Raw genomic sequence first — 15,159 nt, forward strand, 5'->3', positions numbered from 1 at the left:
TTGAACTGGTGTTCGTGACGGATTCCCACACCCCGCCACCGGCGCGTAAATATTCGCCGGCTATAATGCCGACTCTTTTAGCATCGAAAACTCTATCGTTCCATGGACATCATCCTGCTCCTCAAGGCGCTGATCCTCGGCGTGGTCGAAGGCCTGACCGAATTCCTGCCGATCTCCAGCACCGGTCACCTGATCCTCGCCGGCGACCTGCTGAACTTCAACGACGACCGGGGCAAGCTGTTCGAAATCGTCATCCAGTCCGGCGCGATCCTTGCAGTGGTGTGGGAATACCGCGCGCGCCTCGCCGCCACCTTCGCCGGCCTTGGCCGCGTGCGTGAGGCCAACCGGCTGGTGCTCAACCTGTTCATCGCCTTCCTGCCCCTGGCCGTGCTGGGCCTCGCCTTCGGCAAGGCCATCAAGGCCCACCTGTTCGCCCCGATCCCGGTGGCCACCGCCTTCATCGTCGGCGCCTTCGTCATCCTGTGGGCCGAGCGCAAGAATCACACCGTGCGGATCGAAACGGTGGACGAAATGCGCCCGATGGACGCCGTCAAGATGGGCATCGCCCAGGCCTTCGCGCTGATCCCCGGCACCTCCCGCTCGGGCTCGACGATCATCGGCGGCATGCTGTTCGGCCTGTCCCGCAAGGCCGCCACCGAGTTCTCGTTCTTCCTGGCCATCCCCACCCTGGGTGTCGCCACGGTCTATCAGGTGTACAAGGAGCGCGCCCTCCTCAACGCCGACGACCTGGGCATGTGGATCGTCGGCTTCATCTCGGCCTTCATCTCCGCCTTCCTGTGCGTGCGCTGGCTGCTGCGCTACATCTCCAGCCACGACTTCGTGCCCTTCGCCTGGTATCGCATCGCCTTCGGCATCGTCGTGCTCGCCACCTGGCATTTCGGCCTCGTGGAATGGACGGCCCACTGATCGACCCCGCAGCCGTCGGCCCGTGGCGGGTCACCACCCGCCTGGCCGACCTGCACGACACCCGGCGGGCGCGCACCCTGCCGATCAAGCTCTACCTGCCCGACACGCCCGCGCCCAGCGGGCTGATCCTGTTCTCCCACGGCCTGGGCGGCTCCCGCGAAGGGGGTAGCGCGTGGCTCGGCCACTGGGCCAGCCACGGCTATCTGTTGCTGGCGATGCAACACCCGGGCTCTGATTGTTCCATTCTTCGCAACAACTCGCCCCAGTCGCTGCGCAGCGCCTTCAAGGCGGCGATGAACCCGGAGGAGCTCACCCACCGGGTGGATGACTTCCGTTTCGTCCTCGAGCGCATCGGCCGCGACGCCAGCCTGCCCGACGCCGTGAATGCCGCCAGCGCCATCGGCCTCGCGGGGCATTCCTTCGGCGCCGTCACGGTGCAGCTGATGGCCGGCGAGCGGCGTCCCACCCAGCCGCCCCATCCGCTCGACCCGCGCGTCCGCGCCGTGCTCGCTTTCAGCCCGTCGGCTCGTCAGGCCGATACCGGCCCCAGCCTCGACCACCGTTTCGGCCAGATCCATCTGCCATTCCTCAGCATCACCGGCAGCCGCGACGACGGCATGGGCCTGTCCGACATCACAGCCGCCAACCGCGAAGTGCCCTACCGCCACATGCCCGCCGATGGCGGCAAGTACCTGCTGGTGTTTGCGGGCGGCAACCACCTGGATTTCGCCGGCGAGGCCAGCGACGCCGAAGGCGCGATGTTCCGCATCCGCCGCGAACCCGCCGCCTTCCGCCCGCACATCCTCGCCGCCAGCACCGCCTTCTGGCACGCTCACCTGGCCGGAGATGCCGCAGCCCGGCACTGGCTCACCGACGACTTCCCCGCCCGCCTGCGGCCCGACGACCGCTTCGAACACAAATGATCATCTACCTCCACGGCTTCCGCTCCGGCCCGCAAAGCTGGAAATCCCGCAGTCTCAAGGCGCGCATGGATCAACTCGGCATCGGCGACGCCTTCTGGGGCCGGCAGCTGCCCGTCTCGGCCCACGAAGCTATGGCCCTTGCCGAAGCGCAGATCGCCCGCTGCAGCACGCCGCCCACGCTGGTCGGCAGCAGCCTCGGCGGCTACTACGCCACCTGCCTCGCCGAGCGCCACGGGCTCAAGGCCGTGCTGGTCAATCCCGCCGTGCTGGCGCCCCTGTCGCTGTCCGCCTACATCGGCACCCAGACCCACATGTACACCGGCGAGGCCTTCGACTTCACCCTCGATCACGTGGAGCAATTGCGCGCCATCGAGCCGCCCGCCATCACCCTGCCCGAACGCTACTGGCTGATGGTCGAGACCGGCGACGAGGTGCTCGACTACCGTCACGCCGTGGCCCGCTATGCCGGCGCACGGCAGACGGTGCTACCCGGCGGCGACCACAGCTTTACACAATGGGACAACTATCTTGACCTAATTCTGGCCTACGCCGGACTGCTGCCCACGCCATGACCACACCCGACAACTTCGACGCCCGCCGCTTCAAGGCCCTGGAGCGCAGCGGCTTCAACCGCATCGCCGCCCGTTACGCCGACGGCGCCCCGCTGCGCGCCGGCCTGCAGGCCGCGCTGCTTGAGGCCGCCGGTCTGGCCCCCGGTGAAAAGGTGCTCGATCTCGCCGCCGGCCCCGGCCTGCTGGCCCGCGACGCCGCCCGCCAGGTGCTGCCCGATGGCTGGGTGCTCGCCAGCGACATCGCCGAGAACATGCTGGCCGAAGGTCAGCAGCGGGCCACCGCCGAAGGCCTGCCCGATCTCCTCGCCGCGGCCTGCGACGCCGAGCACCTGGCCTTTGCCGATGCCAGCGTGGATGTGGCGCTGATCGGCCTGGGCCTGTTCATCTTTCCCGATCCAGCCAAGGCGCTGGCCGAGCTTCACCGGGTGCTCCGTCCGGGCGGACGCATCGCGCTGTCGGTGTGGGGCCCGCGGGATGCCGTGCCGCTCATCGCCCGCGCCCAGGATTGCATCGCCCGCCTGCTGCCGCCGCCCAAGGTGACGCGGCCTACGGTGTTCCGGCTGGGCGAGCCCGAGGTGCTCACCACGCTGCTGGGCGAGGCTGGTTTTGGCGACGTGAGCATCACGCCGCACACCTTCGCCTGCCGCTTCGACAGCGCCCACGATTACTGGCAAGCCTTCCTTGATCTGGCCGGCGGTGCGGCAGAATCCCTCTCGCGCCTGCCCGATGCGATGCAGGCCAAGCTGCGCGCCGCTGTGGCCGACGACCTCGCCAGCCACCGGGACGGCGACGGCTACGTGCTCGACTACACAGTGCTGGTCGCCACCGCCCGGCGTTAGTCCGCCGGCGGCTCCGCCGACTTCACCACGCCAAAGCGCGCCAGGGTGCGCTCCCGCGCCTTGGCGTGATCGACGATGGGCACCGGGTAATCCTTGCCGATCTCGCAGCCGGCCAGCTTCTGGTCGATGGGCGGCATGGTCCACGGCGCGTGGATGAACTTGTCCGGCACCTTGGCCAGCTCCGGCAGGTAGCGCCGGATGAAGCTGCCGTCCGGGTCGAACTTCTCGGACTGATTGACCGGGTTGAAGATGCGGAAATACGGCTGGGCATCACAGCCGGTGGACGCCGCCCACTGCCAGCCGCCGTTGTTGGCCGACAGATCGAAATCGTTGAGCTCGTCGGCAAAGTACTTTTCGCCCAGTCGCCAGTCGATGCCCAGATCCTTCGTCAAAAACGACGCCACCACCATCCGCAGCCGGTTGTGCATGTAGCCGCTGTGGGCGATCTGGCGCATCGCCGCGTCGACGATCGGGTAGCCGGTACGCGCCTCGCACCAGGCGGCGAAGAGCTCGGGCGCGTCATCCCAGCGCACCCGGTCGTACTCCGGCCGAAAACTCGCACCCACCACATGCGGGTTGTGCCACAGGATCTGGAAATAGAAATCCCGCCAGATCAGCTCCGAGAGCCAGGTGTCGGCACCCTCCCCGCCGCGGGCGTGGGCGAGCCGGGCCAGCTCGCGGATCGACACCGTGCCGAAGCGCAGATGCACCGAAAGGTAAGACACGCCCTTGCTGGCCGGGAAATCCCGCCGCGCCTTGTAGCGGTCGATGCGGCGCACGAAATCGTCGATCAGCTTGCGCCCGCCCGCCATGCCCGGCGTGATGCCGACCTCCAGCAGGTTGGTCGGCTCGAAGCCCATCTCGGCGAGCGACGGGATCGATTCGCCCGCCGGCAGCGGCGCCAGGTTTGCCGCGTACTTTTCGACCGGATAGGCCTTCAGATGAAAATCAGTGAGCGCCGCCAGCCACGCCCGCTTGTAGGGCGTGAAGACCGAGAACGGCGTCGCGCTCTTGGTGAGCACCTCACTCTTTTCGAAGATCACCTCATCCTTGAAACGCTCGAAGGCAATGCCCTGCACGCGCAGCCGCTCGGCCACGTCCTCGTCCCGGGCGATGGCGGCGGGCTCGTAATCGCCGTTGGCCAGCACCGCCGTCGCGCCCAGCGACGCCGCCAGCGCCGGGATCACGTCCCGCGCCGGCCCGTGGCGGACGATCAGCCCGCCGCCCTTCGCGCGCAGTGCGCCGTCGAGCTCGACGACGCTGGCGTGGATGAACTCCACCCGCCGATCGGCCCGGCGGGGCAACGCGTCGAGAATCTCGGTGTCAAACACGAAAACGCAGAAAACCTGCGGAAATCGCTTGAGCGCGTGATACAGCGCCGCATGGTCGAAGTCGCGCAGGTCACGACGAAACCAGACAAGTGCAGAAGACATGGAAACAGGGGCTCTTGAAGGGAACGCAGGACTGAAAAGTTGCCGCTACAATCGGCGACCTCGGCTTAGAATACCACCCGTGACTACGACCACCATCAACCTCACCGATCACTTCCTGATCGCCATGCCCGCCATGGCCGATCCGAACTTTTCGCGCACGCTCACCTACATCGCCGAGCACAACGAGAACGGCGCCATGGGGGTCATCGTCAACCGCCCGACCGACATGCGGCTGGCAACGCTCTTCGAGCGCATCGACATCCCCTTCGAGCAGCCTGATTTTGCCGATCTGCCGGTGTATTTCGGTGGCCCGGTCCAGGCCGATCGGGGCTTCGTGCTCCATCGCCCGGCCGGCGACTGGCATTCGACCCTCAAGGTGAGCGACACCGTCGGCCTCACCAGCTCCCGCGACGTGCTCCAGTCCCTCGCCAACAAGGGCGAACCCGGCGAGGTGCTGGTCGCCCTCGGCTACGCCGGTTGGTCTGCCGGCCAGCTCGAGCACGAGCTGGCCCAGAACGCCTGGCTCACCGTGCCCGCCGATCTTGCCATCGTCTTCGACCTGCCGCCGGAAGAGCGCCTCGCCGCGGCCATGCAACTCATCGGCGTCGACTTCGCAAAACTGTCCGACGTCGCCGGTCACGCGTGAGCACCCTGCTGTCCTTCGACTTCGGCCTCGCGCGCATCGGGGTGGCGGTCGGCGAGACCGAGACCGGCCACGCCCATCCCCTCGCGCCCATCGCCGAAGAAGCCAATGCAGCGCGCTTTGCCGCGATTGAAAAACTGCTCGCCGAATGGAAGCCCTCGGCGCTGGTCGTCGGCCTGCCCACGCACCTCGACGGCTCCGAGCACGCCATGACCGTCCGTTGCCGGCGCTTCGCCAACCAGCTCCACGGCCGCTACGGGCTGCCCGTGTCGCTGGTGGACGAGCGCCTGTCGTCGGCCGAGGCCGAAGGCCGTCTCAGCGAGGCCGGCCACCACGGCTGGCGCAAGCAGAAGCCCCGCCTCGATTCCGCCGCCGCCCAGATCATCCTGCTCCAGTACTTCGAAAGTGCCAAACATGCAGCTACCTGACGCCGAACACCTCATCGCCGAACTGGCCGCCGCGATGCGTCCCCACGTCACGCCGGCCACCGCGCTCGTCGGCATCCACACCGGCGGCGTGTGGCTCGCCCAGCGCCTCCACGCCCTCCTCGGCCTGACCCAGCCCCTCGGCAGCGTCGACGTGAGCTTCTACCGGGACGACTACGCCGCCAAGGGCCTGCACCAGCAGCCCCAGGGCTCGAAGATCCCCTTCGACGTGGAAGACGCCCACATCGTCATCGTGGACGACGTGCTCTACACCGGCCGCACCACCCGCGCCGCCCTCAACGAACTCTTCGACTACGGCCGCCCGGCCCGGGTCGACCTGGCCGTGCTCATCGACCGCGGCGGACGCGAGCTGCCCATCGCCGCCCGCTTCTGCGCCCTCACGCTGCCAGAACCGCTGCCCGCCGGGCAAAACCTGCAACTCGAGCGCGACGACTCCGGCGCCCTCACCATGAGGCTGATCCATGCATAACCCTCAACTCAACAAGCACGGCGAACTCCAGCACCTGCTGACCCTCGACGGACTGCCGCGCAGCATCATCACCCAGATCCTCGACACCGCCGCGCCCTTCACCGAGATGGCCGAGCGCGAAGTGAAGAAGCTCCCGCTGCTCCGCGGCAAGAGCGTCTTCAACCTGTTCTTCGAGAACAGCACGCGCACCCGCACCACCTTCGAGATCGCCGCCAAGCGCCTGTCGGCCGACGTGATCAACCTCAACGTGTCCACCTCGTCCACCAAGAAGGGCGAGACGCTGCTCGACACCGTGGACAACCTTTGCGCGATGCAGGCCGACATGTTCGTGGTGCGCCACGAATCCAGCGGCGCCCCGCACCTGATCGCCCAGCACCTGCAGAACACCGGCCGCGACCACATCCACGTGGTCAATGCCGGCGATGGCCGCCATGCCCACCCCACCCAGGGGCTGCTGGACATGTACACCATCCGGCACTACAAGAAAGAGTTCCACAACCTCACCGTCGCCATCGTCGGTGACGTGCTCCACTCCCGCGTCGCCCGCTCGCAGATCGCCGCGCTCACCACCCTCGGCGTGCCCGAAGTGCGCGTGATCGGCCCCAAGACCCTGCTCCCCACCGATGTCGAGAAGATGGGCGTGCGCTACTGCGCCACCATGCAGGAAGGCCTCAAGGACGTGGACGTGGTGATGATGCTGCGCCTGCAGAACGAGCGCATGAATGGTGCCCTGCTGCCCAGCCCGCAGGAATTCTTCAAGGTGTGGGGCCTCACCGCAGACAAGCTCGCCCTCGCCAAGCCCGACGCCATCGTGATGCACCCCGGCCCCATGAACCGCGGTGTCGAGATCGACTCCGCCGTGGCCGACGGCGGTCAGGCGGTGATCCTGCCGCAGGTCACCTTCGGCATCGCGGTGCGCATGGCCGTCATGAGCATGCTGGGCAGTCACTGATCAACAGGTTTTCGACCATGAACATCCACATCACGAATGGCCGGATCATCGACCCGGCCAACCGCCTCGACGCGAAGCAGGATCTCTACATCGCCGACGGCAAGATCGTCGGCGTCGGCCAGGCGCCCGCCGGCTTCAGCGCCGCCCGCACCATCGACGCCAGCGGCCTGATCGTCGCGCCGGGCCTGATCGACCTCGCCGCCCGCCTGCGCGAGCCCGGCTTCGAATACAAGGCCACCCTCGAATCCGAGATGGACGCGGCCATGGCCGGCGGCATCACCAGCCTCGCGATTCCGCCCGACACCGACCCGGTGCTCGACGAACCCGGCCTCGTCGAGATGCTGTGCTACCGCGCCAAGAAGCTCAACCGCGCCCACGTCTACCCGGTCGGCGCACTCACCATCGGTCTCAAGGGCGAACAGCTCTCCGAGATGGCCGAGCTGGTCGAAGCCGGCTGCGTGGCCTTCAGCCAGGCCAATGTGCCCATCCTCGACACCCGGGTGCTCGGCCGCGCCATGCAGTACGCCGCGACCTTCGGCTTCCGCGTCTGGCTGCAGCCGGTTGATCCCTACCTCGCCCGGGGCGGCGTTGCCCACGACGGCGAAGTCGCCTCGCGCCTCGGCCTGCCCGGCATTCCGGCCAGTGCCGAGATCGTCGCGCTGTTCACCTACCTGCGCCTCGCCCGCCAGACCGGCGCGCGGCTGCACATCACCCGCCTGTCGTCCGCCGAAAGCCTCGACCTCATCGAGCAGGCCCGCAAGGACGGTGTCGATGTGACCTGCGACGTGGCCGCCCACCATCTGCACCTGTGCGACATGGACATCGGCTACTTCAACCCCCACTGCCACGTGATCCCGCCCCTGCGCAGCCAGCGCGACCGCATCGCGCTCTCGAAGGCCCTGGCCGACGGCCGGATCAACGCGATCTGCTCCGACCACACGCCGGTAGACGACGACGCCAAGCAAGCTCCGTTCAGCGAATCCGAACCCGGCACCACCGGGCTCGAACTGCTGCTGCCGCTCACCCTCAAGTGGGCAGCCGAACACAAGCTGCCGCTGATCGACGCCGTTGCCCGAATCACCTCCGAGGCGGCAAAAATTGCCGGCATCGCCAAGGGTGGCCACCTGTCGGTCGGCGCTCGCGCCGACGTGTGCGTGTTCGATCCCGACACCTACCAGCTCATCGACCGTTCGATGCTCAAGAGCCAGGGCAAGAACACGCCTTTCCTGGGCCTCGAACTCCCGGGCAAGGTGCGCTACACCCTGGTCGAAGGCACGCTGATGTACGAAGCCTCATAAACGGGCAGACTGCCCATTTTGAGCACAACGGCGCCTGCGGGCGCCGTTGTTCATTCCGCCCGGCCATGAAGTTTTGGCCGCGCCCGCCGATAAGCTCAGGTGTGGCTAAAAAGGCCGCGGGCCGGACTGGAAAGCCGGAGGACACCTCTCCGGGCAGCCACCCGCCCCCCTTCAGGAGGATCAGAGTGATTAGCGGTTCAGTTGAACAAGCGGCGGAACGACTTCGCAAGGCAGTGCCGATCATGGTGAAGCACCAGATCCCGGTGACGCCGATCAACTACGCCCTCTGGTACACCTACGTCTCCAACGAAGATCCGACGCTCAACCAGCGCATCGACGAGATCGTCTCGGCCTACGGGATGATCCCCCTCACCAAGGCCGAGGACCTCTTCCGCGAACACGTCTCGTCCACCGGCGACATCGAAACCGCCCTCCACCGGATGAAGGACAGCTTCGAGCAGATGGTCAGCGGCATCGACCACGACCTCAACGCAACCCTCGCCGGCACGCGCTCGTTCTCGACGCTCCTCGACGAATGCAACCGCGACCTGCGCGGCAACACCACCGCCGGCGCCGGCAGCGTCGATGACATCTTCGGCACTCTCGACAAGCTGCTCCAGGGCTCCACCGCGATGCAGCAGAATACCTCGCGCTTCGAGCAGCGCTTGTCCGCAGCCAACGAGGAAATCCGGCGCCTGCGCAGCGAGCTCGAAACCCTGCGCCAGAACGCGATGAACGACGAGCTCACCGGCGTCTTCAACCGCCGCGCCTTCGATATGGAACTTGCGCAGTTCCTCGAGCAAAGCGACCGGGGCCCGGTGATCCACCTCGCGCTGCTCGACATCGACCACTTCAAGCAGTTCAACGACCGCTTCGGCCATCTGGTGGGCGATCGCGTGCTGAGCCTGGTGGGCAAGCAGCTGTCTGCCGCCACGCGGGTGGGGGTGTCGGTCTATCGCTACGGCGGCGAGGAATTCGCCCTGATCTTCTGCGGCGGCACCGCCCAGCAGGCGCACCAGCTGGCCGAAACCCTGCGCATCTCCATCGAACATCTGGTGCTCAAGGACAGTCGCACCGGCGAGCGGCTGACCAACATCAGCGCCTCGATCGGCATCGCCAGCCGCCAGCCTGGCGAAACCGCCGAAGATCTGCTCAGCCGCACCGACCGGGCCCTCTACGCCGCCAAGAACGCCGGCCGGAACCGGGTCGTTCAGGCCTGAGCACGTACGCCACAAAACAAAAACCCGGGGATCGCTCCCCGGGTTTTTTACATCTGAAAACCGCCCTACTTCTTGTCCTGCTGCAGGGCTTTCTCGAGCGCTTTGGCCGCGTCGTCCTCGGCCGGCGGCGGCACCTCAGCGCCGTCACCGGCGGGCTTGCCTTCGCCTTCCTGCGGCGCATCAAACTGAACCGGCGAATCCTCAGGCGCCTCGCCGTCGGGCACCACGATCTCGATCGAGTCGGTATCCACCTTCTCCTGCTTGTCGAGGCCCATGGTCACCAGCTGCGGGAAGGTGATGATGATGCCGACCATGATGATCTGGATGATCACGAAGGGCACCGCGCCCCAGTAGATCTGGGTCGTCTTGATGGACGGCGGCGCCACCGAGCGCAGGTAGAACAGCGCAAAGCCGAAGGGCGGGTGCATGAACGAGGTCTGCATGTTCACACCCAGCAGCACGCCAAACCAGATCAGATCAATGCCCAGCTTCTCGGCCACCGGAGCCAGCAGCGGCACCACGATGAACGACAGCTCGAAGAAGTCGAGGAAGAAGGCCAGCAGGAAGATCAGGATGTTCACTACGATCAGGAAGCCAAGCTGGCCTCCGGGGAGCCCGGTGAGCAGGTGCTCGACCCACAGGTGGCCTTCCACACCGTAGAAGGTCAGCGAGAAGACCCGCGCGCCCACCAGGATGAACACCACGAAGGTGGTCAGCTTGGCGGTGGTTTCCATCGCCTGCTTGAGCAGCGACACGTTGAGCCGGCCGCGCAGGATGGCCATCACCAGTGCCCCTGCAGCGCCCATCGCCCCACCCTCGGTCGGCGTCGCGATGCCAAGGAAGATCGTGCCGAGCACCAGGAAGATCAGCATCAGCGGCGGCACAAGGGTGGTGAGCACCCGCAGGAACAGCTTGCCCCCGCGCAGCGTGCGCGCCTCAAGCGGCAGCGCCGGGGCTGCCGCCGGTTTGAAGACCGCCACCAGCGCAACGTAACCCACGTACAGGCCGGTCAGCACCAGGCCCGGGATCATCGCACCCTGGTACATGTCACCCACGGAACGACCCAGCTGGTCGGCCATGATGATCAGCACCAGCGACGGCGGGATGATCTGGGCCAGCGTGCCCGACGCAGCGATCACGCCCGTCGCCAGACGCTGGTCGTAGCCATAGCGCATCATGATCGGCAGCGAGATGAGGCCCATCGAAATCACCGAGGCCGCCACCACGCCGGTGGTCGCAGCGAGGATCGCGCCGACGAAGATCACCGCAAAGGCGAGGCCGCCGCGCACCGGGCCGAACAGCTGGCCAATGGTATCGAGCAGATCCTCCGCCATCCCCGATCGCTCGAGGATCAGCCCCATGAAGGTGAAGAACGGAATCGCCAGCAGGGTGTCGTTGGACATCACCCCGAAGATCCGGTCAGGCAGCGCCTGGAACAGCGCCGGCGTGAGCAGGCCCAGCTCGATGCCGATCAGGCCGAAGACAACGCCGTTGGCGGCCAGGGCGAACGCCACCGGATAGCCGAACAGCAGGAAGATCACCAGCGACCCGAACATCAGGGGCGCCATGTTGGCAGCGATGAATTCCATTTAGACGGTCTCCCCACGCTGTTGCTTGATGGCCCGGGCCAGTTCTTCCTCGGCCGAAGGCGCGTCGGCCTTGGCATTGGGATCGCCGATCAGGCCCTGCAAAAAGGCCACCCGCTTGATGAGCTCGGAGACACCCTGGAGGATCAGCAGCGCAAAACCCAGGGGCACGAGGCCACGCACCGGCCAAACGATCAGGCCACCGGCGTTGGACGAGTATTCGTTATTCAGGAACGAATTGATGAAGATCGGCCAGGAGAGGTACAGCACGGCGATGGCCATCGGCGCCAGGAAGAACAGCGTGCCGATGATGTCGATCCAGGCATGCACCCTCGGCGAGAAGCGGCTCGACACCACGTCGATGCGCACGTGCTCGTTACGCATCAGGGTGTAGCCAGCACACAACAGGAAGATGGCGGAGAACAGATACCACTGGATTTCCAGCAGACCGTTCGAACTGTAGTTGAAGGCGTAGCGCACAACGGCATTGATGGCGCTGATGACCGTGACCACCAGAACCAGCCAGATCGTGGCCTTTCCGACCCGCTGGTTCAGCGCATCGATCGCGCGCGATATTTTGAGCAGGGCTTGCACGTCCCGCACCTCCTTTGATTTGACTATACGACCGTCTCTTATATCGGAAACGTCCAGGGTTCCAGCGCCCGGATTATCGGCGAGAACCACCCGCCAGCAATAAGGGATTACGCCTACCAAAAACGATTTCGGCACAAATATTCGGTCACGGCCCCGAAAAAACGCCTTTTCGGTGAGCGCCGGGAAGCGCCAGAGCCTAAAAACACGTGCGATACTGCGTTCCCCACGGCTTTTTTACTGCAACGCAGCAATGGCAACCCGAATCTGCCTCGTCCGCCACGGCGAAACCGCCTGGAACGCCGAACGCCGCCTCCAGGGCCACACCGACATTCCCCTCAACGACACCGGTCTCGTCCAGGCCCGCGCCACCGCGGCGAGCCTCGCTGCCGAGCGCTTCGACGCGGCCTACTCGTCCGACCTCACCCGCGCCCGACAGACCGCCGCCGCCATTGCCGAGCGCTGCGGCCTCGAACTCGCCTTCGACGCCGCCCTGCGCGAGCGCCACTACGGCAGCTTCCAGGCCCTCACCTACGACGAAGCCCGCGCCCGTTTCCCCGACGATTACCACCGCTTCGAAACCCGCGATCCGGAATTCACTTTCCCCGAGGGCGGCGAAAGCCTGCGGCAGTTTGCGGCCCGCATCCACGGAACCCTCGAAGGCATCGCCCGCCGCCATCCGAACGGAACCGTGCTGATCGTCACCCACGGCGGCGTGCTCGACATTGTCCATCGCCTCGCCTCCGGCAAGCCGCTCACCGCACCGAGGGATTTCACCATCCCCAACGCTGCCCTCAACTGGATCGGCTGGGACGGCGCCGCCTGGGCGCTCATCGCCTGGGCCCAGCAGCAGCACCTCAACCAGGCCCTCGACGAACTCCCCAACGCCTGACCCTGAAAGCAGCGCCCAGGCGGCCTGCTTTCAAGTTTCCTTCATTCCGGTCGATTACACGCACGTTGGGTCCAACGGATGGACCTCAATGACCGGAGTTGAAGGATGTTCAATATCAAGCGCGCTTCCGTTGTCCACCAGCTTTCGATTGCCACGGCGCTCGTCAGCGTTGCAGTGTTCGCCGTGCTGATCGGCTTCACCACCTATTTTTCAGAGCGCGCGGCCCTCACCAAGACAGAGGAGGAGCTGACCCTGCAACTCCGCAATGTGGTGCGGCTGCTGGATCTGACCCACGCCAACGCCTCCGCGGCAGCCAACAAGGCCCTCGGACGCGTCAAGGACAACCTCGGCCCCCTGCGCGTCGGCCCCGAAACCACCCAGTCCGGAAAATACGAGATCCCCGTCATCCACGCCGGCGACCGGGTGCTGAACGGCAACACGGATCTGCTGCTGTCGATGCGCAAGCAGGTCGACGCCGATCCAGCCCTGCTCGTGCGTTCGGGCAATGATTTCGTCCGCGCCGCCACCCTGCTCAAGGACAAGGACGGCAAGAGCACCGAAGGCACCGCCCTCGCTGCCGACGGCAAGGAAGTCCAGGCCCTGCTCGCGGGCAAGCCCTACGCCGGCATCGTCAGGCGCAACGGCCTGTATTACATCTCGGCCCTCGAACCCATCACCAACGACAAGGGGCAGGTCGTCGGCGCCCTCGCCGCCCGGGTCGACATCCACGGCGACATGGAGCGCCTGTTCAAGGTGCTCAGCGAGATCAAGTCCGGCAGCACCGGCTACGCGTACATCGTGGCGCCCAACGCCGACGCAGCAAAGACCGAGTTCATCTACCACCCCACCCTCACCGGCAAGACGGTCGGCGACATCAACAACCCCCAGATGCAGCAGGTGCTGGGCGACCTCTTCGCGCGCAAGGAAGGCCTCGCCACCTACGACTGGACCGACGAGAAAGGCCGCTCCAGCCAGAAGATGATGGCCTTCGAATCCATCTCCGACTGGGGCTGGCTGATGGCAACCGGCAGCTACGTCGAAGAATTCACCGTCGAGGCGCGCAGCCTGCGCAACACCCTGATCGCCCTGTGCCTGGGCGGCGCCCTGGTGCTCACGGTCGCCCTCTATCTCATCTCCCGCCGCCAGCTGGCGCCGATCCGCGTCCTGCTGCAGGCAATGGAAGAAGTGGGCAAAGGCAACATGACCGCCCAGTTCCCCCGCGTGGAACCCGGCAGCAGTAACGAGCTCGACCTCATGAGTAGCGCCCTCGACAACACCACCCGTCAGGTGGGCGCCCTGATTGGCGAAGTGAAGCGTGCCAGCGCCTCGGTGCGCGAGGTGGCGGAATCCGTCCGCGCCAGCTCCGACAACGTCGTGGCCAGCACCACCGCGCAGAACGAAGCCGCCACCAGCCTTGCCTCCGCCATCGAGGAACTCTCGGTCAGCATCACCCACGTCTCGGACAGCGCCGCCACTGCCCGCAACATCACTCAGAGCGCCCAACAACAGGCCGAAAGCGGCGGAGACACGGTGCGGCAGATGATCAACGGCATGGACCGCATCTCCTCCGAGATCGACAACGCCGGCGCCGCGGTCAATCTGCTCTCCGAACGCTCGGCCCGAATCTCAAACATCGGCAAGATCATCAACGACATCGCCGACCAGACCAACCTCCTCGCCCTCAACGCCGCCATCGAGGCTGCCCGTGCCGGCGAGAGCGGCCGGGGCTTTGCGGTGGTCGCCGACGAAGTGCGCAAGCTCGCCGAACGCACGGCCACCTCGACCCGGGAAATCAGCTCAACCGTCAGCGAAGTGCAGACCGAGGCCGATCGGGTCGTGTCGATGATCCGCGGCGTCACCGAAGAGGTGCGGGACGGCGTGCGCCTTGCCACCGACTCCGGCGCCGTGCTCGAAACGATCCGCAACGAGAGCGACCGCACCACCAGCGCCGTGAACGACATCGCCGACGCCACCCGCGAACAGAGCATCGCCAGCCAGGAAGTGGCCCGCGGCGTGGAGGACATCGCCCGCATGGCCGACCAGAACAACCAGGTCACCCGCCAGACCAACGAACAGGCCGCCCTGCTCGAACAACTCGCCGCCAACCTCCAGTCGAAGGTCAGTCACTTCAACGTCTGAAACCCCGACCACACCCGAGCCCGCAGCCCCGCGAGGGCCTGCGGGCTCGCTTGCGTTCTGCACGGCCCAAAGTGGCATGCTAAAATCCGAATTTGACTCAAGCCCACCTGGATAGCCATGTTTTCCAAGCAAAATACCCTTGCCAAGGTCGACCCTGAACTCTGGCAGGCCATCGAGGCCGAAAACCGCCGTCAGGAAGATCACATCGAACTGATCGCCTCCGAAAACT

The 15,159-nt window shown here is 66.1% G+C and carries 15 protein-coding genes; 12 read left to right on the forward strand and 3 right to left on the reverse strand.

Features of this window, described 5'->3' with window-relative positions:
• Positions 1–102 precede the first annotated feature (102 nt).
• Genes Q0672_RS06790 through Q0672_RS06805 form a run of 4 tightly spaced genes read left to right on the forward strand, consistent with a single transcriptional unit; the run spans position 103 to position 3,261 of the window.
• Positions 103–927, forward strand: coding sequence for an undecaprenyl-diphosphate phosphatase (locus tag Q0672_RS06790; protein ID WP_284186240.1), 825 nt, complete (start codon positions 103–105; stop codon positions 925–927).
• Positions 912–1,850 carry a hypothetical protein gene (locus Q0672_RS06795; RefSeq protein WP_298621011.1) on the forward strand — a complete coding sequence of 313 codons (939 nt, stop codon included), beginning with the start codon at positions 912–914 and terminating at the stop codon, positions 1,848–1,850. Before Q0672_RS06790 ends, Q0672_RS06795 begins: the two co-directional genes overlap by 16 nt.
• Positions 1,847–2,422: a YqiA/YcfP family alpha/beta fold hydrolase gene (locus tag Q0672_RS06800; RefSeq protein WP_298621013.1), complete on the forward strand. Its 576-nt coding sequence runs from the start codon at positions 1,847–1,849 to the stop codon at positions 2,420–2,422. The genes Q0672_RS06795 and Q0672_RS06800 overlap by 4 nt, the downstream gene beginning before the upstream one ends.
• The gene (locus Q0672_RS06805; protein WP_298621015.1) at positions 2,419–3,261 is read left to right on the forward strand and encodes a class I SAM-dependent methyltransferase; all 843 of its coding nucleotides are present in this window, start codon (positions 2,419–2,421) and stop codon (positions 3,259–3,261) included. Before Q0672_RS06800 ends, Q0672_RS06805 begins: the two co-directional genes overlap by 4 nt.
• Here Q0672_RS06805 and Q0672_RS06810 read toward each other — a convergent pair.
• Positions 3,258–4,694, reverse strand: coding sequence for a deoxyribodipyrimidine photo-lyase (locus Q0672_RS06810; RefSeq protein ID WP_298621017.1), 1,437 nt, complete (start codon positions 4,692–4,694; stop codon positions 3,258–3,260). The genes Q0672_RS06805 and Q0672_RS06810 overlap by 4 nt on opposite strands.
• Positions 4,695–4,773: 79 nt before the next feature.
• Here Q0672_RS06810 and Q0672_RS06815 point away from each other — a divergent pair, with 79 nt between their 5' ends.
• The 6 genes from Q0672_RS06815 to Q0672_RS06840 all read left to right on the forward strand — a co-directional run bounded on the left by Q0672_RS06815 (position 4,774) and on the right by Q0672_RS06840 (position 9,722).
• Entirely contained in the window at positions 4,774–5,340 is a 567-nt protein-coding gene (locus tag Q0672_RS06815; protein ID WP_153161747.1) for a YqgE/AlgH family protein, read from the forward strand.
• Complete coding sequence (gene ruvX / locus Q0672_RS06820; RefSeq protein ID WP_284186234.1) at positions 5,337–5,765, forward strand: Holliday junction resolvase RuvX; 429 nt, start codon at positions 5,337–5,339, stop codon at positions 5,763–5,765. The genes Q0672_RS06815 and ruvX overlap by 4 nt, the downstream gene beginning before the upstream one ends.
• Positions 5,752–6,252, forward strand: a complete 501-nt coding sequence (gene pyrR, locus Q0672_RS06825) for a bifunctional pyr operon transcriptional regulator/uracil phosphoribosyltransferase PyrR (RefSeq protein ID WP_153161749.1) — start codon at positions 5,752–5,754, stop codon at positions 6,250–6,252. Before ruvX ends, pyrR begins: the two co-directional genes overlap by 14 nt.
• Positions 6,245–7,204 carry an aspartate carbamoyltransferase catalytic subunit gene (locus Q0672_RS06830; RefSeq protein WP_153161750.1) on the forward strand — a complete coding sequence of 320 codons (960 nt, stop codon included), beginning with the start codon at positions 6,245–6,247 and terminating at the stop codon, positions 7,202–7,204. The genes pyrR and Q0672_RS06830 overlap by 8 nt, the downstream gene beginning before the upstream one ends.
• A gap of 17 nt (positions 7,205–7,221) precedes the next feature.
• On the forward strand, positions 7,222–8,502 hold the full coding sequence (locus tag Q0672_RS06835; protein ID WP_298621021.1) for a dihydroorotase: 1,281 nt from the start codon (positions 7,222–7,224) through the stop codon (positions 8,500–8,502).
• A gap of 242 nt (positions 8,503–8,744) precedes the next feature.
• Positions 8,745–9,722 carry a GGDEF domain-containing protein gene (locus Q0672_RS06840; protein WP_194271221.1) on the forward strand — a complete coding sequence of 326 codons (978 nt, stop codon included), beginning with the start codon at positions 8,745–8,747 and terminating at the stop codon, positions 9,720–9,722.
• Between the two features lie 65 nt (positions 9,723–9,787).
• Here the strand turns inward: Q0672_RS06840 and Q0672_RS06845 are convergent, their stop codons facing one another.
• Both Q0672_RS06845 and Q0672_RS06850 read right to left on the reverse strand, forming a co-directional pair.
• Positions 9,788–11,311, reverse strand: a complete 1,524-nt coding sequence (locus Q0672_RS06845) for a TRAP transporter large permease subunit (RefSeq protein WP_298621024.1) — start codon at positions 11,309–11,311, stop codon at positions 9,788–9,790.
• On the reverse strand, positions 11,312–11,902 hold the full coding sequence (locus Q0672_RS06850) for a TRAP transporter small permease subunit (protein WP_298621026.1): 591 nt from the start codon (positions 11,900–11,902) through the stop codon (positions 11,312–11,314). It abuts the gene before it with no gap.
• A 250-nt stretch (positions 11,903–12,152) separates the two neighbouring features.
• Here Q0672_RS06850 and Q0672_RS06855 point away from each other — a divergent pair, with 250 nt between their 5' ends.
• Together Q0672_RS06855 and Q0672_RS06860 are read left to right on the forward strand one after the other, a co-directional pair.
• Positions 12,153–12,791 (forward strand): histidine phosphatase family protein, encoded by a 639-nt coding sequence (locus Q0672_RS06855; protein WP_298621028.1) that lies wholly within the window; start codon positions 12,153–12,155, stop codon positions 12,789–12,791.
• 105 nt (positions 12,792–12,896) lie between these two features.
• Positions 12,897–14,930 carry a Cache 3/Cache 2 fusion domain-containing protein gene (locus Q0672_RS06860; protein WP_298621030.1) on the forward strand — a complete coding sequence of 678 codons (2,034 nt, stop codon included), beginning with the start codon at positions 12,897–12,899 and terminating at the stop codon, positions 14,928–14,930.
• Positions 14,931–15,159: the final 229 nt, after the last annotated feature.

It is taken from the genome of uncultured Zoogloea sp. (assembly GCF_937894855.1).
Lineage (GTDB): Bacteria > Pseudomonadota > Gammaproteobacteria > Burkholderiales > Rhodocyclaceae > Zoogloea > Zoogloea oryzae.